The sequence below is a fragment of the Streptomyces durocortorensis genome (assembly GCF_016901035.1).
Classification (GTDB): domain Bacteria; phylum Actinomycetota; class Actinomycetes; order Streptomycetales; family Streptomycetaceae; genus Streptomyces; species Streptomyces durocortorensis.
In genome coordinates this window covers 1-21010 of sequence record NZ_JAFEUF010000124.1, presented here as the reverse complement: position 1 = coordinate 21010, position 21010 = coordinate 1, and the positions used below count along the sequence as shown (strand labels likewise).

General features: G+C 72.2%; 20 protein-coding genes. 12 read left to right on the top strand and 8 right to left on the bottom strand.

Annotated elements, in window-relative coordinates; all coding sequences use genetic code 11:
* Positions 1-127: 127 nt before the first annotated feature.
* Positions 128-484 (bottom strand): HesB/IscA family protein, encoded by a 357-nt coding sequence (locus JS521_RS21960; RefSeq protein WP_003969624.1) that lies wholly within the window; start codon positions 482-484, stop codon positions 128-130.
* A 242-nt stretch (positions 485-726) separates the two neighbouring features.
* On the opposite strand from JS521_RS21960, the gene nadA reads away from it, so the two are divergent.
* Both nadA and JS521_RS21950 read left to right on the top strand, forming a co-directional pair.
* Positions 727-1914 carry a quinolinate synthase NadA gene (gene nadA / locus JS521_RS21955; RefSeq protein WP_205084658.1) on the top strand — a complete coding sequence of 396 codons (1188 nt, stop codon included), beginning with the start codon at positions 727-729 and terminating at the stop codon, positions 1912-1914.
* A 57-nt stretch (positions 1915-1971) separates the two neighbouring features.
* Positions 1972-2193, top strand: a complete 222-nt coding sequence (locus JS521_RS21950; RefSeq protein WP_205084660.1) for a hypothetical protein — start codon at positions 1972-1974, stop codon at positions 2191-2193.
* Between the two features lie 130 nt (positions 2194-2323).
* On the opposite strand, the gene JS521_RS21945 is transcribed toward JS521_RS21950, so the two are convergent.
* From JS521_RS21945 to JS521_RS21925, 5 genes are all read right to left on the bottom strand, one after another.
* Positions 2324-5479 carry an efflux RND transporter permease subunit gene (locus JS521_RS21945; protein WP_205084657.1) on the bottom strand — a complete coding sequence of 1052 codons (3156 nt, stop codon included), beginning with the start codon at positions 5477-5479 and terminating at the stop codon, positions 2324-2326.
* A gap of 182 nt (positions 5480-5661) precedes the next feature.
* The gene (locus tag JS521_RS21940) at positions 5662-6408 is read right to left on the bottom strand and encodes a response regulator (RefSeq protein ID WP_205084656.1); all 747 of its coding nucleotides are present in this window, start codon (positions 6406-6408) and stop codon (positions 5662-5664) included.
* Positions 6405-7730 carry a sensor histidine kinase gene (locus tag JS521_RS21935; RefSeq protein WP_205084655.1) on the bottom strand — a complete coding sequence of 442 codons (1326 nt, stop codon included), beginning with the start codon at positions 7728-7730 and terminating at the stop codon, positions 6405-6407. Before JS521_RS21935 ends, JS521_RS21940 begins: the two co-directional genes overlap by 4 nt.
* Positions 7731-7784: 54 nt before the next feature.
* Positions 7785-8063, bottom strand: coding sequence for a PspA-associated protein PspAA (gene pspAA, locus JS521_RS21930; RefSeq protein ID WP_205084654.1), 279 nt, complete (start codon positions 8061-8063; stop codon positions 7785-7787).
* Positions 8064-8073: 10 nt separating this feature from the next.
* Positions 8074-8859: a PspA/IM30 family protein gene (locus tag JS521_RS21925; protein ID WP_205084653.1), complete on the bottom strand. Its 786-nt coding sequence runs from the start codon at positions 8857-8859 to the stop codon at positions 8074-8076.
* A 318-nt stretch (positions 8860-9177) separates the two neighbouring features.
* Between JS521_RS21925 and JS521_RS21920 the strand changes: the two genes are divergently transcribed.
* The 3 genes from JS521_RS21920 to JS521_RS21910 all read left to right on the top strand — a co-directional run bounded on the left by JS521_RS21920 (position 9178) and on the right by JS521_RS21910 (position 11782).
* Positions 9178-9774 carry a DUF3043 domain-containing protein gene (locus JS521_RS21920; protein WP_205084652.1) on the top strand — a complete coding sequence of 199 codons (597 nt, stop codon included), beginning with the start codon at positions 9178-9180 and terminating at the stop codon, positions 9772-9774.
* Between the two features lie 128 nt (positions 9775-9902).
* Positions 9903-10565: a class I SAM-dependent methyltransferase gene (locus JS521_RS21915; RefSeq protein WP_205084659.1), complete on the top strand. Its 663-nt coding sequence runs from the start codon at positions 9903-9905 to the stop codon at positions 10563-10565.
* 128 nt (positions 10566-10693) lie between these two features.
* Positions 10694-11782 (top strand): S1C family serine protease, encoded by a 1089-nt coding sequence (locus JS521_RS21910; protein ID WP_205084651.1) that lies wholly within the window; start codon positions 10694-10696, stop codon positions 11780-11782.
* A gap of 64 nt (positions 11783-11846) precedes the next feature.
* Here JS521_RS21910 and JS521_RS21905 read toward each other — a convergent pair whose 3' ends face one another.
* Positions 11847-12056, bottom strand: a complete 210-nt coding sequence (locus JS521_RS21905) for a hypothetical protein (protein ID WP_205084650.1) — start codon at positions 12054-12056, stop codon at positions 11847-11849.
* A gap of 78 nt (positions 12057-12134) precedes the next feature.
* Between JS521_RS21905 and JS521_RS21900 the strand changes: the two genes are divergently transcribed.
* The 3 genes from JS521_RS21900 (at position 12135) to JS521_RS21890 (ending at position 15491) form a co-directional block, all read left to right on the top strand.
* Positions 12135-13337 carry a bifunctional adenosylcobinamide kinase/adenosylcobinamide-phosphate guanylyltransferase gene (locus JS521_RS21900; protein WP_205084649.1) on the top strand — a complete coding sequence of 401 codons (1203 nt, stop codon included), beginning with the start codon at positions 12135-12137 and terminating at the stop codon, positions 13335-13337.
* A 141-nt stretch (positions 13338-13478) separates the two neighbouring features.
* The gene (cobT, locus tag JS521_RS21895) at positions 13479-14594 is read left to right on the top strand and encodes a nicotinate-nucleotide--dimethylbenzimidazole phosphoribosyltransferase (RefSeq protein ID WP_205084648.1); all 1116 of its coding nucleotides are present in this window, start codon (positions 13479-13481) and stop codon (positions 14592-14594) included.
* A gap of 159 nt (positions 14595-14753) precedes the next feature.
* Positions 14754-15491, top strand: a complete 738-nt coding sequence (locus JS521_RS21890; RefSeq protein ID WP_205084647.1) for a hypothetical protein — start codon at positions 14754-14756, stop codon at positions 15489-15491.
* Here JS521_RS21890 and JS521_RS21885 read toward each other — a convergent pair.
* Positions 15439-16203: a hypothetical protein gene (locus tag JS521_RS21885; RefSeq protein WP_205084646.1), complete on the bottom strand. Its 765-nt coding sequence runs from the start codon at positions 16201-16203 to the stop codon at positions 15439-15441. The two genes, JS521_RS21890 and JS521_RS21885, sit on opposite strands and share 53 nt — an antisense overlap.
* A gap of 88 nt (positions 16204-16291) precedes the next feature.
* Here JS521_RS21885 and JS521_RS21880 point away from each other — a divergent pair, with 88 nt between their 5' ends.
* The 4 genes from JS521_RS21880 to JS521_RS21865 form a co-directional block, all read left to right on the top strand.
* Positions 16292-17074 carry an adenosylcobinamide-GDP ribazoletransferase gene (locus JS521_RS21880; protein ID WP_205084645.1) on the top strand — a complete coding sequence of 261 codons (783 nt, stop codon included), beginning with the start codon at positions 16292-16294 and terminating at the stop codon, positions 17072-17074.
* A 195-nt stretch (positions 17075-17269) separates the two neighbouring features.
* Positions 17270-18817, top strand: coding sequence for a leucyl aminopeptidase (locus JS521_RS21875; RefSeq protein WP_205084644.1), 1548 nt, complete (start codon positions 17270-17272; stop codon positions 18815-18817).
* A 381-nt stretch (positions 18818-19198) separates the two neighbouring features.
* The gene (lpdA, locus tag JS521_RS21870; RefSeq protein WP_205084643.1) at positions 19199-20587 is read left to right on the top strand and encodes a dihydrolipoyl dehydrogenase; all 1389 of its coding nucleotides are present in this window, start codon (positions 19199-19201) and stop codon (positions 20585-20587) included.
* 62 nt (positions 20588-20649) lie between these two features.
* Positions 20650-21010, top strand: a 361-nt coding sequence (locus JS521_RS21865) for a biotin/lipoyl-containing protein (protein ID WP_307847934.1), incomplete at its 3' end; no start/stop codon positions are given.

Here is a 21010-nt window from a genome sequence, read left to right as displayed (position 1 = left end):
GCGGGGGGCGCGGGCCCCGGGCGCCGGCGGCGCCCCGGCCGCCCCCCCCCCCCCCCCCCCCCCCCCCCCCCCCCCCCCCCCCCCCCCCCCCCCCCCCGCCGTATGCCGTGTGTCCCGCCCCCGGCGTTTAGCTGAAGGAGTCGCCGCAGGCGCAGGAGCCGGTGGCGTTCGGGTTGTCGATCGTGAAGCCCTGCTTCTCGATGGTGTCGACGAAGTCGATGGAGGCGCCGCCCAGGTACGGGGCGCTCATCCGGTCGGTGACGACCTTGACACCGTCGAAGTCCTTCACCACGTCACCGTCGAGCGAACGCTCGTCGAAGAAGAGCTGGTAGCGCAGGCCCGAGCAACCGCCGGGCTGAACGGCGACGCGCAGCGCCAGGTCCTCGCGGCCTTCCTGCTCCAGCAGGCCCTTGACCTTGGCGGCGGCGGCGTCGGACAGGAGGATGCCGTCGCTCACGGTGGTGGTCTCGTCCGATACGGACATCTGCTTCTCTCCCGGGTTGTACGGACTGCTTGCCGACGGTTCAACCGCCAGACCCGCGGATTCATTCCGGGCCAAGCGCTTGTCTGTTCCTTTTCATGCTCGCACACCCGGTCGCCCGGGGGATGCGTCACATCGACGCTATCGGCATCGTCAAAGTGACACGAAGCGGCTATGATAGATAGCGTCAAATAGACGAAAAGGCGCGTTCGCCGAAGCGCAGAGCAGAACGCAGAGAAGAAAGGGTGCGTGACGTGACCACGGCCCAGCCCCTGGACGTAACTCCCACACCCCTCGCCCTGTTGCTGCTCGGCCGGGAGGCCGACCCGAGGAGCGAGCGCGGCGTCGAATGCCCCGGCGACCTCCCCTCCCCGTCCGACCCGGACCTGGTTGAGCGCGCCCGCGCCGCCAAGGAGAAGCTCGGGGACAAGGTGTTCGTCCTCGGCCACCACTACCAGCGCGACGAGGTCATCCAGTTCGCGGACGTCACCGGCGACTCCTTCAAGCTGGCCCGCGACGCGGCCGCGCGCCCGGAGGCGGAGTACATCGTCTTCTGCGGTGTGCACTTCATGGCCGAGTCCGCGGACATCCTGACCACCGACGCCCAGGCGGTCGTGCTGCCCGACCTGGCGGCCGGCTGCTCGATGGCCGACATGGCCACCGCCGAGCAGGTCGCCGAGTGCTGGGACGTGCTGACGGAGGCCGGGGTCGCCGACCAGGTGGTGCCCGTCTCGTACATGAACTCCTCCGCCGACATCAAGGCCTTCACCGGCAAGCACGGCGGCACGATCTGCACGTCCTCGAACGCGAAGAAGGCCCTGGAGTGGGCCTTCGAGCAGGGCGAGAAGATCCTCTTCCTCCCCGACCAGCACCTGGGCCGCAACACGGCCGTGCGGGACATGGGGATGAGCCTGGACGACTGCGTCCTCTACAACCCGCACAAGCCCAACGGCGGCCTCACCGCCGAGCAGCTGCGGAACGCGAAGATGATCCTGTGGCGGGGACACTGCTCGGTCCACGGCCGCTTCTCGGTCGAGTCGGTCGAGGACGTCCGGGCCCGGATGCCCGGGGTCAACGTGCTGGTGCACCCGGAGTGCAAGCACGAGGTCGTCGCCGCCGCGGACTACGTGGGCTCGACGGAGTACATCATCAAGGCCCTGGAGGCGGCCCCGCGCGGCTCGAAGTGGGCCATCGGCACGGAGCTGAATCTGGTACGTCGCCTGGCGAACCGTTTCGCCGACGAGGACAAGGAGATCGTCTTCCTCGACAAGACGGTCTGCTTCTGCTCGACGATGAACCGCATCGACCTGCCGCACCTGGTCTGGACCCTGGAGTCTCTGGCCGACGGCAAGCTGGTCAACCGGATCGAGGTCGACCCGGAGACGGAGAAGTACGCGAAGCTCGCGCTGGAGCGGATGCTGGCGCTGCCGTAACGCCGTAGCCGTTCCGGGACGCCGTAGAGCCGTTCCGGGACGCCCGGGAGCCCCGGTATGCCGCAGGTCGGCGTGCCGGGGCTTTCGTGTGCCGGTGGGCGGATTCCGGTCCGGCCGGTTCTCTTCGAGCCGGACGACCTCGCCGCGCTTCGGCACCGGGCCCCGGAGGAGACCCGGGCCCGGCTGGTACGGGAGACGGTCGCCCTGAGCGACCGGCGTCCCGGGCCCTACCGGGACGCCCTGCTCCGTATCGTCGGGGCGCTGGGCGGGGAGGCCTGAGAGCCGCCGGACACGCTGACGTACGCGCGTGAGCGCCCGCGTACGCACGTCAGCGCCGCCGAACGCGGAAGGGGGGCGGCCCACGCGGGTGCGTGGGCCGGGCCCCTTCTTTCGGGGATCCCTGGGTGGGTCAGGCCTGCGCGGGCTCGGCCTCGCGGGCCTCCTCCGGCTTCGGCTGGTCCGGGACGCCGGCCTTGGCCGCGCGCTTGGCGGCCTTCTTCTTGGCGCGGCGCTCCTTGCGCAGCTCGACCATCGCGTACAGCGTCGGCACGAGCAGCAGGGTCAGCAGCGTGGAGCTGATCAGACCGCCGATCACCACGACGCCCAGCGGCTGCGAGATGAAGCCGCCCTCGCCGGTGACGCCGAGCGCCATCGGGAGCAGGGCGAAGATGGTCGCGAGCGCCGTCATGATGATCGGGCGGAAGCGGTGGCGGCCGCCCTCGATGACCGCCTCCATGATCCCGAGACCCTGGGCCCGGTACTGGTTGATCAGGTCGATCAGCACGATCGCGTTGGTGACCACGATGCCGATGAGCATCAGCATGCCGATCATCGCGGGGACGCCCAGCGGGGTGCCCGTGATGAGCAGCAGGGCCAGCGCTCCGGTCGCCGCGAACGGCACGGAGACCAGCAGGATCAGCGGCTGGACCAGCGACCGGAACGTCGCCACCAGCAGCATGAAGACGATCGCGATGGCCGCCAGCATGGCCAGGCCGAGCTGGGCGAAGGCCTCGTTCTGGTCCTCGGTGACGCCGCCGATGGTGGCGGTGGCGCCTTCGGGGAGGTCCAGGGCGTCGATCTTCGTGGCGAGGTCGGTGCTGACCGCGCCGGTGTTGTCGCCGACCGGCTTGGCGGTGACCGTCGCGGAGCGCTGTCCGTCGATCCGGGTCATCGAGACCGGGCCGGGGACGACCTTCACGTCGGCGATGTCGCCGAGCTTGACCGGGCCGAGCGGCAGGGCCTTCAGCTCGGCCACGGTGGCGGCCGGCTTCGAGGACCGGATGACGACGTCGCGCTCGGTGTCGTCCAGCGTCGCGGAGCCGGCGGGCGTACCGCGGACGGCTCCGGCGACGATCCCGCCGAGGGCGGCGGAGTCGAACCCGGCGGCGGCCGCCTTGTCGTTGGCGGTGACCGAGATGCGCGGGACGCTCTGCGCCAGGTCGCTCTGGACGTCGGTGACGTCCTTGAGGGTGGCGACCTCGTCGCGGACCGCCTCGGACGCCTTCTTCAGGACGTCGGCGTCGGCGGCCTTGACCACGACGCTCAGGTCCTGGGAGCCGAAGCCGTCGCCCGCGGCGATGGTGGTGTCGCCGATGCCGTCGAGCTTGCCGAGGGCCTCGTCGATGCGGTCCTGGGCGTCCTCGTAGTCCGCGGCGTCCTTCAGGGTGACCTGGTAGGAGGCCTGGTTGGCGCCGGTGCCGCCGCCGAAGGCGGCCATGAAACCGGAGGAGCCGACGGTGACCTGGTAGTCCTTGACGCCCTTGTCGTCGGTCAGGACCTTCTCGACCTTGCGGGCGGCCTCGTCGGCGGCTTCCAGGCTGGTGCCGGGGGCGAGTTCCTGCTTGACGGTCAGGACCTCCTGCTCGCCTGCGTCGAAGAAGTTCGTCTTCAGCAGCGGGACCATGCCGAAGGTGCCGAGCAGCACCGCGACGGCGATGACGAGGCTGGTGATCCGGCGGCGGGTCGCGAAGCGGAGGACCGGGACGTAGATCCGCTGGAGCCTGCTGGCCGCTTCCTTCTCCTCGGCCAGGCGCCTGGCCTCCGCCGCGTCCTCGGGGGTTCCCTTGGGTGCGCGCAGGAACCAGTACGACAGCACCGGCACGACGGTGAGCGAGACCAGCAGGGAGGCCAGCAGCGCCGCCGTGACGGTCAGCGAGAACGAGCCGAAGAGCTGGCCGACCATGCCGCCGACCAGACCGATGGGCAGGAAGACCGCGACCGTGGTGAGGGTCGCGGAGGTGACCGCTCCGGCGACCTCCTTGACCGCGGTGACGATCGCCGCGTGGCGCTCCTCGCCGTAGCCGAGGTGACGCTTGATGTTCTCCAGGACCACGATCGAGTCGTCGACGACCCGGCCGATGGCGATGGTGAGCGCGCCGAGCGTGAGCATGTTGAGCGACAGGTCACGGGTCCAGAGCACGATCAGCGCGAGGACGATCGAGAGCGGGATGGAGACCGCGGTGACCAGCGTCGAGCGGATCGAGGCGAGGAAGACCAGGATCACGACGACGGCGAAGACCAGGCCGAGCGCGCCCTCCGTGGTCAGACCCGAGATCGACTTGGAGACCGCGGGGCCCTGGTCGGAGACGACGGTGAGATCGGAGCCGGCGCCGAGGTCCTTGCGGAGGTCGGGCAGCTTGTCCTTGACGGCGTCCGAGATGGCGACGGCGCTGCCGTCCTTGTCCATCGTCGCCATCACGGCGAGGCTCGGCTTGCCGTTGGTGCGGGTGATGGAGACCGCCGTGGACGGCTCCTGCTTCACCTCGGCCACGTCACCGAGGCGCACCGGCTTCGCCGGCTCGTCCCCGGCGCCCGCCGGGTCCTTGGCGACGACCTGGAGGTCCTCGATCTGCTTCAGGGAGGTGTAGGAGCCGCCGACCTGGATGGTGCGGCTCTTGCCGGACTCGGAGAAGGAACCGGCCGGGACGGTGGCGCCGCCCGCCTGGAGGGCCTGGGCGAGCGTGCCCGCGTTCAGACCGGCCGCGGCGAGCTTCCTGTCGTCGGGGACGACGGAGACCTGGAGGTCCCGCACGCCGTCCACGGTGACCTGGCCGACGCCCTCGATGTCCTGGAGGGCCGGGACGACCGTGCGGTCGAGCCGGTCGGCCAGGGTCTGCTGGTCCTCGTCGGAGGTGACGGCGAGGACCACGGTCGGGATGTCGTCCGTGGAACCGGCGACGACCTGCGGGTCGACATCGGTGGGCAGCTGGGCGCGGGCCCGGTTCACCGCCTGCTGGATGTCCGCGACGAGTTGCTTGGTGCCCTCGTCGCCGAAGTCGAAGGTCGCCATGATGAGGGCGTTGCCCTCGCTGGCGGTGGAGGTGATGGACTCGACGCCGTCGACGGCCTTGAGGGAGTTCTCCAGCGGTTCGACGACCTGCTTCTCGACCACATCGGGAGACGCGCCCTGGTAGGGCGCCAGCACCGAGACCATCGGCAGTTCGATGGTCGGCAGCAGCTGCTGCTTGAGCTGCGGGATCGCTATCGCGCCGAAGACCAGCGCGACAATCGAGATCAGCCCGATCAGGGCCCGTTGCGCGAGGCTGAATCTGGACAGCCAGGACATGGGTGGGTCTCTCTTCTGTGGCGTACGCGGCAGAGGGGCGGGGAGGGAAGAAAAGCGGGACACCTCCAGCCCAGTCCTACGATCTCCGCCGCGCGTCGCCGAAACGTCGCCCCCCGGGCTGCTTTCTTATGCCGCGCATACCGCAGGTGGAGTACGCCGAAGTACGCCGTACCGCCACCCGGTCAGTCCGCGCGGGGACGCACCAGGCCCGATTCGTAGGCGATGACCACCAACTGGGCCCGGTCCCGGGCGCCGAGTTTCGCCATCGCCCGGTTCACATGGGTCTTGACGGTGAGCGGGCTGACCTCCAGCCGCTCGGCGATCCGGTCGTTGGGGTGGCCGCCCGCGACCTGCACCAGCACCTCGCGCTCGCGGCCGGTGAGCGCCGCCAGCCGCTCCCCGTACTCCGCGCTGTCCGGCCCCTCCCCCGAACTGCCGCCCTGGGCCAGGAACGTGGCGATGAGCCCCTTGGTCGCCGCCGGGGAGAGCAGCGCCTCGCCGGCCGCGGCGATCCGGATGGCGTTGAGGAGTTCGTCCGGCTCCGCGCCCTTGCCGAGGAAGCCGGAGGCTCCTGCGCGCAGCGACTGGACCACGTACTCGTCGACCTCGAAGGTGGTGAGCATGACCACGCGCACCGCGGACAGCTCCGGGTCGGCGCTGATCATGCGGGTGGCGGCGAGCCCGTCGGTGCCCGGCATCCGGATGTCCATGAGCACCACGTCGGCGCCCGTGGCGCGGGCCAGCTCGACGGCCTGGGCCCCGTCCGCTGCCTCGCCGACCACCTCCATGTCCGGCTCGGAGTCCACCAGCACCCGGAACGCGCTGCGCAGCAGCGCCTGGTCGTCGGCGAGCAGCACCCTGATCGGCGCCTCCCGCGCGTCGGGCGTCGTTGCCGGGGTCGGTGTCGGTGTCGGTGTCGGCTGGGTCATCGGCGGAGCCCCGTCCCGCCCGCCGTGCCCGGCCGCTCCGGTTCACCTGTGCGGGCCTCGACCGGAAGGATCGCATGGACGCGGAACCCGCCGCCGTAGCGAGGGCCCGCGGTGAGGGCCCCGCCGAGGGCGGTGACGCGTTCGCGCATGCCGACCAGGCCGTGGCCGCCGCTGTCCAGCCCGTCGCCGTCGTCCGGAGGGCCGTCGGCCGGTCCCGGCCCGCCGCCCGGTCCGATCCCGGGGCGCCGGCCGGCGCTTCCCCGGCCGTTGTCGAGCACGGTGACCTCGACGGTGGCGCCCACCCGGACGACGCTCACCTCGGCCCTGGCCCCGGTGCCCGCGTGCTTGCGGACGTTGGTCAGGGCCTCCTGGATGACCCGGTAGGCGGCCAGGTCGACGGCCGCGGGCAGCCGCTCCCCGCCCTCGGCGCAGGCCACCTCGACGGGGAGCCCGGCGTTGCGGAAGGTGTCGACCAGTTCGCCGAGGACGGCGAGGCCGGGGGCCGGTTCGGTGGGCGCCTCGGGATCGCCCTGCTGGCGCAGGAGGCCGACGGTGACCCGGAGTTCGTTGAGCGCGGACCGGCTGGCGTCGCGGACGTGGGCGAGCGCCTCCTTGGCCTGGTCGGGGCGCTTGTCCATGACGTGGGCGGCGACCCCGGCCTGCACGTTGACCAGGGCGATGTGGTGGGCGACGACGTCATGGAGGTCCCGGGCGATCCGCAGCCGTTCCTCGGCGACCCGGCGGCGGGCCTCCTCCTCGCGGGTGCGCTCGGCCCGCTCGGCGCGCTCCCGGATGGCGTCGACGAACGCGCGCCTGCTGCGTACGGCGTCCCCGGCCGCTCCGGCGAGACCGGTCCAGGCGAAGACGCCGAAGTTCTCCTGGCTGTACCAGGGGGTCGAGCCGAAGACCATCGCGGCCGCGGTGAGCCCTCCCATGGTGAGCAGCCCGACCCGCCATGCGGTGGGGCGGTCGGTGCGCGAGGCGACGGTGTAGAGGGCGATGACGGTGCTCATGACCACCGGGGCGGGCGGGTCCATCAGCACGTACTCGACGGCCGCGAGCGCCGCGGTGACGGCGAGGACCTGCATCGGGCGGCGGCGGCGCAGCACGAGGGCCGCGGCGGAGAGCGCCATCAGGAAGACGCTGAACAGCTCGGGGGTACGGGCCCCGAAGGCGGGGGGCCCGTGGCCGTCGCCCGGGTCGGTGAACGAACCGCAGATCATCGCGACGAGGGTGCCGAACGCCAGGGTCGCGTCGAAGGCGAGGGGATGGTCCCGGAGCCAGCGGCGGGCGCGCGCGAAGCCGGACGAGAGGGTGGTCACGTCCGGCAACGGTACGCGGCCGGTCCACGGGCCCGCCGGGGCAGGCCCGTGGATTCAGTTGGGGATGAGACCGCCGTCGCTGAGCATGGCGCGCACGTCTTCGAGGGTGGCGTCGGGCGCCGGCAGGATCAGCTCGGACGGCTCCAGGGAGTCGTCCGGCAGCGGAGTGCCGAGCTCGCGCACCTTGTCCAGGAGTGCGTGGAGGGTGGTGCGAAAGCCGGGGCCGTCGCCGCTCTCCATTTCCTTGAGCAGGACGTCGTCGAGCTCGTTCAGTTCGACGAAGTGACTGTCGGCCAGCTTGACCTGGCCCTCCCCCATGATCCGTACGATCATGACGCTGCCCTTACTGCTTGTCGAACTTGTGCGGGGACGACTGCTGCGACTGCTGGGAACCGTCCTGGGCACCGCCCTCGATGGCCTGCTGCGAGGACGAGGAGCCGCCGGCCAGCTCGGCCTTCATCCGCTGCAGCTCCAGCTCCACGTCGCTGCCGCCGGAGAGCCGGTCCAGCTCGGCGGCGATGTCGTCCTTCGCCGTGCCGGTCGGGTCGTCCAGGGCGCCGGAGGCGAGCAGCTCGTCGATGGCGCCGGCCCGCGCCTGGAGCTGCTGTGTCTTGTCCTCGGCCCGCTGGATCGCGAGACCGACGTCGCCCATCTCCTCGGAGATGCCGGAGAAGGCCTCGCCGATCCGGGTCTGGGCCTGGGCCGCCGTGTAGGTGGCCTTGATGGTCTCCTTCTTCGTGCGGAAGGCGTCCACCTTGGCCTGCAGCCGCTGCGCCGCGAGGGTGAGCTTCTCCTCCTCGCCTTGCAGCGTGGTGTGCTGCGTCTCCAGGTCGGTGACCTGCTGCTGGAGGGCGGCGCGCCGTGAGAGCGCCTCGCGCGCCAGGTCCTCGCGGCCCAGCGCCAGCGCCTTGCGGCCCTGGTCCTCCAGCTTGGACGACTGGCCCTGCAGCTGGTTCAGCTGCAGCTCCAGACGCTTGCGGGACGTCGCCACGTCGGCGACGCCGCGACGCACCTTCTGAAGCAGCTCCAGCTGCTTCTGGTACGAGTAGTCGAGGGTCTCGCGCGGATCCTCGGCCCGGTCAAGGGCCTTGTTTGCCTTCGCGCGGAAGATCATTCCCATACGCTTCATGACACCGCTCATGGGCTTCGCGCGCCCCCTTCTGACGGACTGAGCTCCAGCACTCCCGATAGGACCCAGAGTACGGGCCCTGCCTCTATTACCGCACTGTTCGGACGCCGATGTGCTCCTCCCCAAGGACGACTGCACCCGGTGAACGCTCCCGCCCAGGGTGTAGGTGAGGCCCCGGGACGTACGGTGACGGACGCCGGAACAGGCGGTAAACGCCCGTTTCGGCCCGTCGGGGCACTGCTGAGGACGCCGTCCGTTGCGGGATCGTTCCCGCCCGGGTCGCCGGGCCCGCGCGCCGACCCCGTACCCTTGGGTTTTGTGTTCCGTAGCCGCGCCAAGACAGAGAAGGCCCTCACCGACAAGGTGACGGTGGACCTCTCCCAGCCCCGCGACCCGCAGGCTCCCAAGGGTCGCCCCACGCCCAAGCGCAGTGAGGCGCAGACGCAACGGCGTCGCGCCGCGTCCAGTGCGCCGACCGACCGCAAGGCCGCCATGAAGCGCCAGCGCGAGGCGCGCCGCGTCGACCTGGCCAAGCAGCGCGAAGCGCTCGCGTCGGGCGACGAGCGTTACCTCCCGGTCCGCGACAAGGGCCCGGTGCGGCGCTTCGTCCGTGACTACGTGGACTCGCGCTTCTGCATCGCCGAGTGGTTCCTGCCGCTCGCCGTGATCATCCTGATCCTCAGCGTGATCCAGGTGCAGAACATCCAGAGCATCTCGCTGCTGCTCTGGCTCGGCGTGATCATTCTGATCGTGATCGACTCCATCGGTCTGTCGATCCGCCTGAAGAAGCAGCTGCGCGAGCGCTTCCCGGACACGCCGAAGCGCGGAGCCGTGGCGTACGGCCTGATGCGCACCCTCCAGATGCGCCGGCTGCGGCTGCCGAAGCCGCAGGTCAAGCGCGGAGAGCGGCCCTGAGCACGGAGGCCTCCGGCTTCACCGGGGTCTCCTCGGCGTGGTTGGCGGGTCTCGGCGGCGTACGCAACACGGTCCGCCAGGAGCTCGTCGCCCGGCAGCTCGACGAGCAGATAGCCGGGCGGTTCCCGGTGGGCCGGCGGCTGCGCGTCCTGGACGTCGGCATGGGCCAGGGCACCCAGGCGCTGCGGCTCGCGCGGGCCGGTCACTCGGTGACCGGCCTGGAGTCGGACGCCGGGATGCTGGCCTCGGCCCGGGCGTCCCTGGCGACCGAGCCGGAGGGCATCCGGGAGCGGGTCCGGCTCATCGAGGGCGACGGCCGGGAGACCGGCGTGCACTTCCTGCCCGGCAGCTTCGACGTGGTGCTCTGCCACGGCGTCCTGATGTACGTCGAGGAGCCGGACCCGATGCTGGCCGGGCTCGCCCGGATGCTGGCGCCCGGCGGTCTGCTCTCCCTGCTCGTACGGAACGCGGACGCGCTCGCGATGCGCCCGGGGCTCGCCGGTGACTTCGGCGCGGCCCTGACCGCCTTCGACACCGCCACGTACACCAACCGCCTCGGCCTCACCGTGCGCGCCGACCGGCTCGACACCCTGCGGGCCACGCTCGCCGGGATCGCCGCCCCGCTGCACGCCTGGTACGGGGTGCGGGTCTTCACGGACAACGTCGGCAACGACGTGGAGCTGCCGGCCGAGGAGCTGGAGCGGGTGGTGACCCTGGAGGACCGGGCCGGGCGGACCGACCCGTACCGGGGCGTGGCTGCGCTGCTGCACCTGTGCGGGGTACGCGGCTGATCCGTACCGGGTGCGGCGTGCACGGCTGCCCCGCGCCCCGTACGGCGTACGCGGCCGGCACCGCTCGCGGAGGCCCGTTCGGCCCATCAGTACGGGCACCCGAACGGGCCCGGCACGAGACTCCGGTTATGGACGCTCACTCCTCCCGCAGCCGGGCGCGCAGGCTGCTGCTTCCCCTGACCGCGGCCGTCTGCGCCATCGCCCTGGCCGGCGGCTGCTCCGGTACGAGTCCGGCGGCCCCGGCTCCCGAAGCCAGTGCGTCGGGCACGGCGCAGGGTGCGGTGCAGCGCGCCCCGGACGATCTGGAGAACGCCTACCAGGCCGTCATCAACGACGTACTGCCCTCGGTGGTGCAGATCGACGCCTCCGAGGGCCTCGGGTCCGGGATCGTCTACGACGACAAGGGGCACATCGTCACCAATGCCCATGTGGTCGGCGACGAGAAGACGTTCAAGGTCAGCGTCGCCACCGGGGAGGCAGTGCTGGACGCCTCGCTGGTCTCCTCCTACCCGGAGCAGGACCTGGCCGTGGTCAAGCTCGACGAGGTGCCGGACGGGCTGCGGGCCGCGAAGTTCGGCGACGCGGAGAAGGTCGAGGTCGGGCAGATCGTGATGGCGATGGGCTCGCCGCTGGGCCTGTCCAGCAGCGTCACCCAGGGCATCGTCTCGGCGCTCGGCCGGACCGTGAGCGAGAGCCGGGCGGGCGGGGGCACGGGCGCGACGATCGCCAACATGGTGCAGACGTCCGCGGCGATCAACCCGGGCAACAGCGGCGGGGCGCTGGTCAACCTCGACAGTCAGGTGATCGGCATTCCGACCCTCGCGGCGACCGACCCGCAGATGGGCGACAGCGCGGCGCCGGGCATCGGCTTCGCCATCCCCGTATCGATGGTGAAGACGGTCGCCGACCAGATCATCAAGGGCGGCAAGGTCACCGACTCGGGCCGGGCCGCGCTGAACATCACCGGCCGCACGGTCGTCGACGACGACTACCGCCCCGCCGGGGTGGCGCTGGTCAGTGTGGAGCGGGGCGGGGCGGCGGCCGACGCGGTGCTGCGGATCGGGGACACCATCACGAAGATCGGGGACACCACGGTCACCACGATCACCTCGCTCTCCGAGGCGCTGGCGGGCGACAAGCCGGGCCAGAAGGTGACCGTGACGTACACGCGCGACGGCGACAGCCGGACGGCGGAGGTCACGCTCGGGGAGATCTGACCCCCCGGAACCAGGGAGGGGCGGTACGGGGTCTCCCGTACCGCCCCTCCCTGTGTGCCGGGCGTCAGGCGCCGTCGGCCTGCAGGCTCATCGGGCCGTAGATCTTGGTGGTGTCCTCGAAGAGCGTCACCTGTGCGGCGCCGCCCTCCAGGAGCTCCTTCCAGAACTCACCGATCCAGGACTCCGCGTCGCCCTGGGTGGTGAACTCCTCCGGCTGCAGCGCCGGCTCCGTCTCCGTACCGTCGGACTTCTCGAACCGCCACGTCCACGCCATGCCAGCCTCCCGGGTCGCGTTGCTGCCCGAAGCGTAGCCGGACGCGCACCTCGCGGGGGTACGCGGGAGGATCAAGGTGTGGAACTGACACTGCTCGGCACCGGAGCCCCCGAAGGGCTGCCGCGCCCCTCCTGCCCCTGCGCGGTCTGCGCCTCGGCCCGCGGCCCGTGGGCGCGGGCCGCGACGGCGCTGCTGGTCGACGACGCGCTGCTGCTGGACCTCACCCCCGGAGCGATGTTCGCGGCCGCCCGGGCGGGGCGTTCGCTGGGCGCGGTACGCCAGGTGCTGCTGACCCACCCGCACGACGGACCGGCCGTCGAACTGCCCGCCCCGCTGCCGCCGGCCGGGCGGGTTCCGGACGGTCAGGTCCTGACGCTGATCACCGGGCACCGGGTGCGGGCGGTGGCGATGGACGCCCCGGGGACCGGGTACGAGGTGACCTCCCCGGACGGCGAGCGGCTGCTGTACCTGCCGCCGGGAGCCGCCCCCGCCGGGCTGCCCGAGCAGGTGGAGCGGCCGCACGAGATGGTCGTCCTCGATGTGATCGGGCGCCCCGACGCGGTGGCCCGGCTGCGGGCGGTGGGCGCGGTGGGGCCGGCCACCGAGGTGATCGCGGTCCACCTGGACCACGACGCCCCGCCGGGCCCGGCGCTGGAGCGGCGGCTCGCGGCGGCCGGTGCGCGGGCGGTGCCGGACGGGACGACGCTGGTGGTGGGCGAGTACCACGCAGTGCCGGACGTGCCGCGCCGAGTGCTGGTGACGGGGGGCGCGCGGTCGGGGAAGTCGCTGGAGGCGGAGCAGCGCCTGGAGACGTTCCCGGAGGTGGTGTACGTGGCGACCGGCGGCCGCCGCGACGGGGATCCGGAGTGGGCGGCCCGGATCGGACTGCACCGGGAGCGCAGGCCGGGCGCCTGGCGGACCGAGGAGACCTGCGAGCTCACGGAGCTGCTGGGGGCGGACGGGCCGCCGCTGCTGATCGACTGCCTGTCGCTGTGGCTGACCGACGCGATGGACCGGGTGGGCGCCTGGGAGGACGAGCGGTGGCACGACGGCGGGGAGGCGGCGTTGCGGGAGCGGGTCGCGGAGCTGGTCGCCACGGTGCGCGGCACCCGGCGGCCGGTGGTGCTGGTGACCAACGAGGTGGGGTCGGGGGTGGTCCCGGCGACGGCGGCGGGGCTGCGGTTCCGGGACGAGCTGGGGCGGCTGAACGCGGCGGTGGCGGCCGAGTGCGAGCAGGTGCTGCTGGTGGTGGCGGGTCAGGTGCTGGTGCTGCGGGGGTAGGGGCCGGCCCCGCTTCCCCGCCGGTGCCCCCGCTCCGGGGCACGGCCCTCCGAGTGGGCCGACCGGTACTGTTCCGGGCAGGGGGCCCGCCGGCGGGTTCCCGGACCGGACCCGACGTGACGACCCGCGAGGCAGACCTCCGTGAACCTGGACGACTTCTCCGACCTGATCCAACGCCCCGACGGGGGTGTGCGGCGCGATGCCGAGGAGCGGCGCGAGCGGCTGACCGTCCCCTCGGGGGCGCTCGGGCGCCTCGACGAGCTGGGCGAGTGGCTCAGCGCCGCGCAGCAGTCCGTGCCGGTCAGGGCCGTCGAGCAGCCGCGTCTGGTGCTCTTCGCCGGTGACCACGGGGTGGCGGAACTGGGCGTCTCGGGACGTCCTGCGGGCGGGGCGTACGAGCTGGTGCGGGCGGTCCTGGACGGGTCGAGCCCGGTCGCGGTGCTGGCCCGGCGGTTCTCGGTGCCGACGCGGATCGTGGACGTCTCGCTGGACTGCGATCCGGAGCTGCTGCCCGAGTCCGTGGTGCGGCACCGGGTGCGGCGGGGTTCGGGGCGGATCGACGTCGAGGACGCGATGACCGCCGAGGAGGCCGAGCAGGCGATCCGCCTCGGGATGGCCATCGCCGACGAGGAGGCGGACTCCGGCACCGATCTGGTGGTGCTCGGCGACCTCAGCGTGGGCGGCACGACGGCCGCGGCCACCCTGGTCGCCGCGCTCTGCGGAACGGACGCCTCCGTGGTGACCGGGCGCGGCGGTGCGGGCATCGACGACCTGGCGTGGATGCGCAAGTGCGCGGCGATCAGGGACGCGTTGCGCCGGGCCCGGCCGGTGCTGGGCGACCAGGTGGAGCTGCTGGCCACGTCGGGCGGGGCGGACCTGGCGGCGATGACGGGTTTTCTCCTCCAGAGCGCGGTGCGCCGGATGCCGGTCGTCCTGGACGGGGTCGTCTCGGCGGCCTGTGCCCTGGTGGCGCAGCGGGCGGCGTTCCGGGCGCCGGACTGGTGGCTGGCCGGCCAGGTCAGCGGCGAGCCGGCGCAGTCGAAGGCGCTGGACCGGATGGCGCTGACCCCGCTGCTGGACCACGGGGTGACGGTCGGCGAGGGCAGCGGCGCGCTGCTGGCCCTGCCGCTGGTGCAGGCCGCGGCGGCGCTGGCCGCCGAACTCCCGGAGCGGAAGCCGGAGAAGGCCGTGGACGAGGAGACCGAGGCCGAGGAGTCGTCGGAGCCCGAGGACGCGGCGGCCGCCGACCGGGGCTGAGCGCCACTCCCCCACCGCGTGGACGAGAGCGGCGTCACTCCGGCGCCGCTCAACTTCGCGCTGCCCCGGTCCGTCTTCGACAGGGATCCGCCCTCAGTGGGGATCCGACCGACCGACTGAGCGACCGGGGGCCCGTTCCATGCTGTTCGTGAAGAGCGGATGAGCCTTTCCCCGGCCCTGCGCCGGGCGACGGTACGGGAGTGGGGCCCGCTGGTCGCGGCCGTACGGGCGGGACTCGCCGCACGCGGGGCGCGGGCGCTCGCGCTGACGCTCGCCGCGGTGGCGCTGACGGCGCTCGTGCAGGTGGTGCAGCACCAGGCGTGGGGCTACGGGCCGGTGCGGGACCTCGGAGCCGTACGGGCCGAGGATCCGCTTCCGCTCGCCCTCCTGCGTACCCCGCTGTCGCTGTTCGTGCCCGCCCTCGATCTGCCGGTGTGGGGCGCGCTGGCCCAGATCCTGCTGGTGTTCGGGGTGGCGGAGGTGTGCCTGGGGCGGTGGCGCACGCTCGCGGTGGCGTACGGGGCGACGCTGGCCGGGACGCTGTACGCCCGGATCGGCGTGGCCCTCGGGCCGGAGGCGTTCCTCGGGCTGCCCGCATCGGACGCGCAGGTGGTGGACACCGGTCCTTCGGCGGCGGTCGTCGGGCTCGCGGTGTACGTCTGCCACCGGCGGCGGGCCTGGTTCACCGGGGCGCTGGTGGTCCTCGCGATGGTGGTGGAGGTCCTGGTCAAGGACAACCTGGCGGGCCGTGAGCATCTGGCCGCGATCGCCGCCGTCCTGGTGGTGTGCGGCGTACGGGAGTGGCGCGGGCGGCGGCGCGGATCCCGGGACTCCGGCGCGGCGGTCAGGACTTGGGGCCGGGCGGCAGCGGCACCCGGTCCGGGGCACCGCCGATGAGGTCCTGGAACTTCCGGCGCGGCCCGGCCCAGCGCACGTCGTGGTGGTAGGCCCGCAGCATCGCCCGGGAGCGGGCCCGGTGGCGGTGGGGGTAGAAGCGCCGGGCCCAGAGCGAGGTGGGGCGGGCCAGCCGGATCGCGCCGACCAGCGCGACGAACGGGACGAGGGTGCCGAGCACCGCCATCCGCAGCTTCCCCTTGAACAGACAGATCAGGACGAAGCAGAAGTTGACCACGTACGTCGCGATGAGGCCGAGCCTGCCCTGCTGCTCCTCGTCGGTGACGTCGTCGACGCCGAGCGGGGAGAAGCCGGCCAGGACCAGCAGCACCAGCGAGGCGGTCAGCACCACCACCTCCACGCTCTGGCGGCCCTCCTCGGTCCAGTACACGTCGTCCAGATGCAGGATCAGGGCGAACTCGTCGAGCACCAGACCGGCCCCCACCCCGAAGATCACCGCGAACACCCCGGCGGCCACCCCGTGCCGTCCGCTGGCCACCGCGCCGAACCCGCCGACGACGGAGAGGACGACCCCGGGCACCACGTGGTGGATGTGCACGCCGCCGGGGGTGATGTTGCGGAACGGGCCCTTCCCGGCGCGGATCATGCGGGTGATGGTGCGGGTGATCGCGAACGTCAGGACGAAGGCGGCGAGCGCGAGGAGCAGCGGCACCTTGCCCGGCTCCGCGATGTTGTCGTGCCACCAGTGACCCATGCCACCCACTCCCGATACGTCAGGTTTCGCAGCGATTGAGGCGTTTCACCCAATCTATCGGTGGGGTCCAGCGGCTAGCCTGCGCGCGGTGACCTCCCTGAACAGCCACGGCATACGTTTCGCCTTCGGCACCCTGACCGCGCTGCCGGTCCGGGTGACCCGCTGGGACCGCGCGACCGCCCGCGCCGGCATGCTCTGCGCCCCGCTCGCCGGGCTCGTCGTGGGGCTGCTCGCCGCCGCCCTCGGCTCGCTGTCGCTGCTGGCCGGCTCGGGGCCGCTGCTCGCGGCGGTGGCCTCCGTCGCGGTCCCGGCCGCGCTCACCCGGGGGCTGCACCTGGACGGTCTCGCGGACACGGCGGACGGCCTCGGCAGCGGGAAACCGGCCGAGGACGCGCTGCGGATCATGAAGCAGTCCGACATTGGGCCGTTCGGTGTCATCACGCTGCTGTTGGTGCTGCTGGCGCAGGTCGCGGTCCTCTTCGAGCTGTACGGGGAGGGCTGGGCGCACGGGGCGCTCGGGACCGTCGTATCGGCCGTCGCCGCCCGCCTCGCGCTGACCCTGGCGTCCCGTCAGGGCGTCCCGGCGGCCCGGCCGGAGGGGCTCGGGGCGACGGTGGCGGGCACGGTGCCGACCGGGCGGGCGCTGCTCGCGGGGGCGGCGGTGGCAGCGCTCTGCGCGGCAGCGGGTGCCTTCTTCGGACCGCTGGGGGCACTGCACCACGGGCTCGCCGTGTTCGGCGCTCTCGCCGCCGCCGAACTGCTGCTGCGGCACTGCGTACGGCGGTTCGGCGGGGTTACCGGGGACGTCTTCGGCGGCGTCGAGGAGACCGCGGCGACGGCGGCCCTGGTGGCGCTGGCGCTCGGGGGCTGACGAAGCGGCAGGAGATCCCCACCGGCCGGAAAGGCGACCGGGAAGACGACCGGGAAGGCCCGCCGCCGTCACGGAGCAGGAACTGCGCGCGTAGGCTCATTCCCGGCACATCGTCGGGGCGTCTACGATGCGCCGGGCACGGTCGGCCCACCCCTCGACCGAACTGGAACTCAACGGAAGCGAGATTTCACCACCGTGACTGCTCTCACTCTCAGCACTGCCGGTGCGGCGACGCTGCGCGCCGACGCACTCGTCGTCGGCGTCGCCAAGGGCGTCAAGGGACCGGTCCTGGCACCCGGCTCCGAGGCCGTGGACAAGGCGTTCGACGGCAAGCTCGCCGCCGTCCTCGCGACCCTGGGTGCCACCGGTGCCGAGGGCGAACTGACCAAGCTGCCCGCCGCGTCCGGCCTCAAGGCCCCTCTCGTCGTCGCGGTCGGTCTCGGTCCGGTCCCGGACAAGGAGGACGCCTACGACGCCGAGGCGCTGCGCCGCGCGGCGGGCACCGCGGCCCGTGCGCTGTCCGGCTCGAAGAAGGCGGGCTTCGCGCTGCCCGCCGGCTCCGTCGAGGACGCCGCCGCCGTCGCCGAGGGCGCGCTCCTCGGGTCGTACACCTTCACCGCCTACCAGGGCGGCGAGAACAAGCTGGCCCCCAAGGACGCGAAGTCCAAGGACAGCGGCCCGAAGCAGCCGCTCGCCGAGGTGACCCTGCTCGGCGCCAAGCCGCGCGACAAGGGTTACAAGGCGGCCGTCGAGCGCGCCCTGGCCCTGGTCGAGGAGATCAACCGGGCCCGCGACCTCATCAACACCCCGCCGAACGACCTGTACCCCGAGTCCTTCGCCGCCGTGGCCACCGCCGCGGGCAAGGAGCACGGCGTCAAGGTCCAGGTCCTCGACGAGAAGGCCCTCGTCAAGGGCGGCTTCGGCGGCATCCTCGGCGTCGGCCAGGGCTCGGCGAACGGCCCGCGCCTGGTGAAGCTCGCCTACACGCACCCCAAGGCGGAGAAGACCCTGGCCTTCGTCGGCAAGGGCATCACCTACGACTCGGGCGGCATCTCGCTCAAGCCGGCCGGTCACAACGAGACGATGAAGTGCGACATGAGCGGCGCCGCCGCCGTGTTCGCGGCCGTCGTCACGGCCGCCCGCCTCGGCCTGAAGGTCAACGTCACCGGCTGGCTGGCGCTGGCCGAGAACATGCCCTCCGGCAACGCCACCCGCCCCGGTGACGTGCTGCGCATGTACAGCGGCAAGACCGTCGAGGTCCTCAACACCGACGCCGAGGGCCGGCTCGTCCTGGGCGACGCGCTGACCCGCGCCTCGGAGGAGAAGCCCGACGCGATCGTCGACGTGGCGACCCTGACCGGCGCGATGGTGCTGGCGCTCGGCAACCGCACCTTCGGCATCATGGCCAACGACGACGCCTTCCGTACGTCGATCCACGAGATCGCCGAGGAGGTCGGCGAGGCCTCGTGGCCGATGCCGCTCCCCGCCGACCTGCGCAAGGGCATGGACTCCCCCACCGCCGACATCGCCAACATGGGCGAGCGGATGGGCGGCGGCCTGGTCGCCGGTCTGTTCCTGAAGGAGTTCGTGGGCGAGGGCATCGCCTGGGCGCACCTGGACATCGCGGGCCCGGCCTTCCACGAGGGCGCCCCGTACGGCTACACGCCCAAGGGCGGCACCGGCTCCGCGGTCCGCACCCTGGTGCGGCTCGCCGAGCGCACCGCCGACGGCGACCTGGGCTGAGCGATCAGCCGTGTACGGCCCCGGGCATAGCTCCGGGGCCGTACGTGTTGTCGGGGCGGGACCGGTAAGAAGAGACAAGGTTTCGCCCCTCGGAGGAAACCCGGTTCGCTCCCGTCGGAAGGGACAGGGTTTCGCTCTCGACGAACACCGGTCGAATCCGTAGGTATCTACGCAGCAGTAACCCTCCGGAACGGATGATCATCCGTCCCGGACCCGGGCCCCGCGTCCCGCCCACCGTCGACAAGTGCGAAGATGGGTTCTCGGCAGGACAGGGCCCCCACCACAGGGCCGAAGACAAAAGCGGCCGCACACCAGCCGACCGGCCGGTCACACCCCAGCGACGGGGCCCGGCGTACGGCGCACATGCATGGAGGACGTGACGTGGCGAACGACGCCAGCACCGTTTTCGACCTAGTGATCCTCGGCGGTGGCAGTGGCGGTTACGCCGCGGCCCTGCGCGGAGCGCAGCTGGGCCTGGACGTCGCCCTGATCGAGAAGGGCAAGGTCGGCGGCACCTGCCTGCACAACGGCTGCATCCCCACGAAGGCGCTGCTGCACGCGGGCGAGATCGCGGACCAGGCCCGCGAGTCGGCCCAGTTCGGCGTGAAGGCCACCTTCGAGGGCATCGACATGGAGGCCGTCAACAAGTACAAGGACGATGTGATCTCGGGCCTGTACAAGGGTCTGCAGGGTCTCATCGCCTCGCGCAAGGTCCACTACATCGAGGGTGAGGGCAAGCTCTCCTCGCCCACCTCGGTGGATGTGAACGGCCAGCGCGTCCAGGGCCGCCACGTGCTGCTGGCGACCGGCTCCGTGCCGAAGTCGCTGCCCGGCCTGGAGATCGACGGCAACCGGATCATCTCCTCGGACCACGCGCTGAAGATGGACCGCGTCCCGAAGTCGGCCATCGTGCTGGGCGGCGGCGTCATCGGCGTCGAGTTCGCCTCGGCGTGGAAGTCCTTCGGCACCGAGGTCACGATCGTCGAGGGCCTCAAGCACCTCGTCCCGGTCGAGGACGAGAACAGCTCCAAGCTTCTTGAGCGCGCGTTCCGCAAGCGCGGCATCAAGTTCAACCTCGGCACCTTCTTCGACAAGGCCGAGTACACGCAGGACGGCGTCCGCGTGACGCTGGCCGACGGCAAGACCTTCGAGGCGGAGCTGCTGCTCGTCGCGATCGGCCGCGGCCCGGTCTCGCAGGGCCTCGGTTACGAGGAGCAGGGCGTCGCGATGGACCGCGGCTATGTCCTGGTCGACGAGTACATGCAGACCAACGTCCCGACGATCTCGGCCGTGGGCGACCTCGTCCCCACCCTCCAGCTCGCCCACGTCGGCTTCGCCGAGGGCATCCTGGTGGCGGAGCGGCTGGCCGGTCTCAAGACCGTCCCGGTCGACTACGACGGCGTGCCCAAGGTGACGTACTGCCACCCCGAGGTCGCCTCCGTCGGCATCACCGAGGCGAAGGCCAAGGAGATCTACGGCGCGGACAAGGTCGTCGCCCTCAAGTACAACCTCGCGGGCAACGGCAAGAGCAAGATCCTGAAGACCGCGGGCGAGATCAAGCTCGTCCAGGTCAAGGACGGTGCCGTGGTCGGCGTCCACATGGTGGGCGACCGCATGGGCGAGCAGGTCGGCGAAGCCCAGCTGATCTACAACTGGGAGGCGCTGCCCGCCGAGGTCGCCCAGCTCATCCACGCACACCCGACGCAGAACGAGGCGATGGGCGAGGCTCACCTGGCGCTGGCCGGCAAGCCCCTCCACGCCCACGACTGATCCCCCGGTCCCGGGCGCGACGACCGACCACTTCCGCATTTTCGTAAGGAGCAACTGAAACCATGTCGGTTTCCGTAACCCTTCCGGCGCTCGGCGAGAGCGTCACCGAGGGCACTGTCACCCGTTGGCTGAAGGCCGAGGGCGAGCGCGTCGAGGCCGACGAGCCGTTGCTCGAGGTCTCGACCGACAAGGTCGACACCGAGATCCCGGCCCCGGTCGCCGGTGTGCTGCTGGAGATCGTGGTCGGCGAGGACGAGACCGCCGAGGTCGGCGCCAAGCTCGCCGTCATCGGCGCCCCGGGCGCGGCTCCGGCCGCCGCTCCGGCGCAGCCCGCCGCCCCGGCCCAGGAGGCCCCGAAGGCCGAGGCCCCCAAGCAGGAAGCCCCCAAGCAGGAGGCTCCGGCCCCGGCGGCCCCCGCCGCAC

Excerpts from the sequence above, each read along its gene's own strand:
- JS521_RS21960 (WP_003969624.1), bottom strand. The coding sequence starts at position 484 with ATGTCCGTATCGGACGAGACCACCACCGTGAGCGACGGCATCCTCCTG.
- JS521_RS21950 (WP_205084660.1), top strand. The coding sequence starts at position 1,972 with ATGCCGCAGGTCGGCGTGCCGGGGCTTTCGTGTGCCGGTGGGCGGATT.
- JS521_RS21945 (WP_205084657.1), bottom strand. The coding sequence starts at position 5,479 with ATGTCCTGGCTGTCCAGATTCAGCCTCGCGCAACGGGCCCTGATCGGG.
- JS521_RS21940 (WP_205084656.1), bottom strand. The coding sequence starts at position 6,408 with ATGACCCAGCCGACACCGACACCGACACCGACCCCGGCAACGACGCCC.
- pspAA (WP_205084654.1), bottom strand. The coding sequence starts at position 8,063 with ATGATCGTACGGATCATGGGGGAGGGCCAGGTCAAGCTGGCCGACAGT.
- JS521_RS21925 (WP_205084653.1), bottom strand. The coding sequence starts at position 8,859 with ATGAAGCGTATGGGAATGATCTTCCGCGCGAAGGCAAACAAGGCCCTT.
- JS521_RS21910 (WP_205084651.1), top strand. The coding sequence starts at position 10,694 with ATGGACGCTCACTCCTCCCGCAGCCGGGCGCGCAGGCTGCTGCTTCCC.
- JS521_RS21905 (WP_205084650.1), bottom strand. The coding sequence starts at position 12,056 with ATGGCGTGGACGTGGCGGTTCGAGAAGTCCGACGGTACGGAGACGGAG.
- JS521_RS21890 (WP_205084647.1), top strand. The coding sequence starts at position 14,754 with ATGAGCCTTTCCCCGGCCCTGCGCCGGGCGACGGTACGGGAGTGGGGC.
- JS521_RS21885 (WP_205084646.1), bottom strand. The coding sequence starts at position 16,203 with ATGGGTCACTGGTGGCACGACAACATCGCGGAGCCGGGCAAGGTGCCG.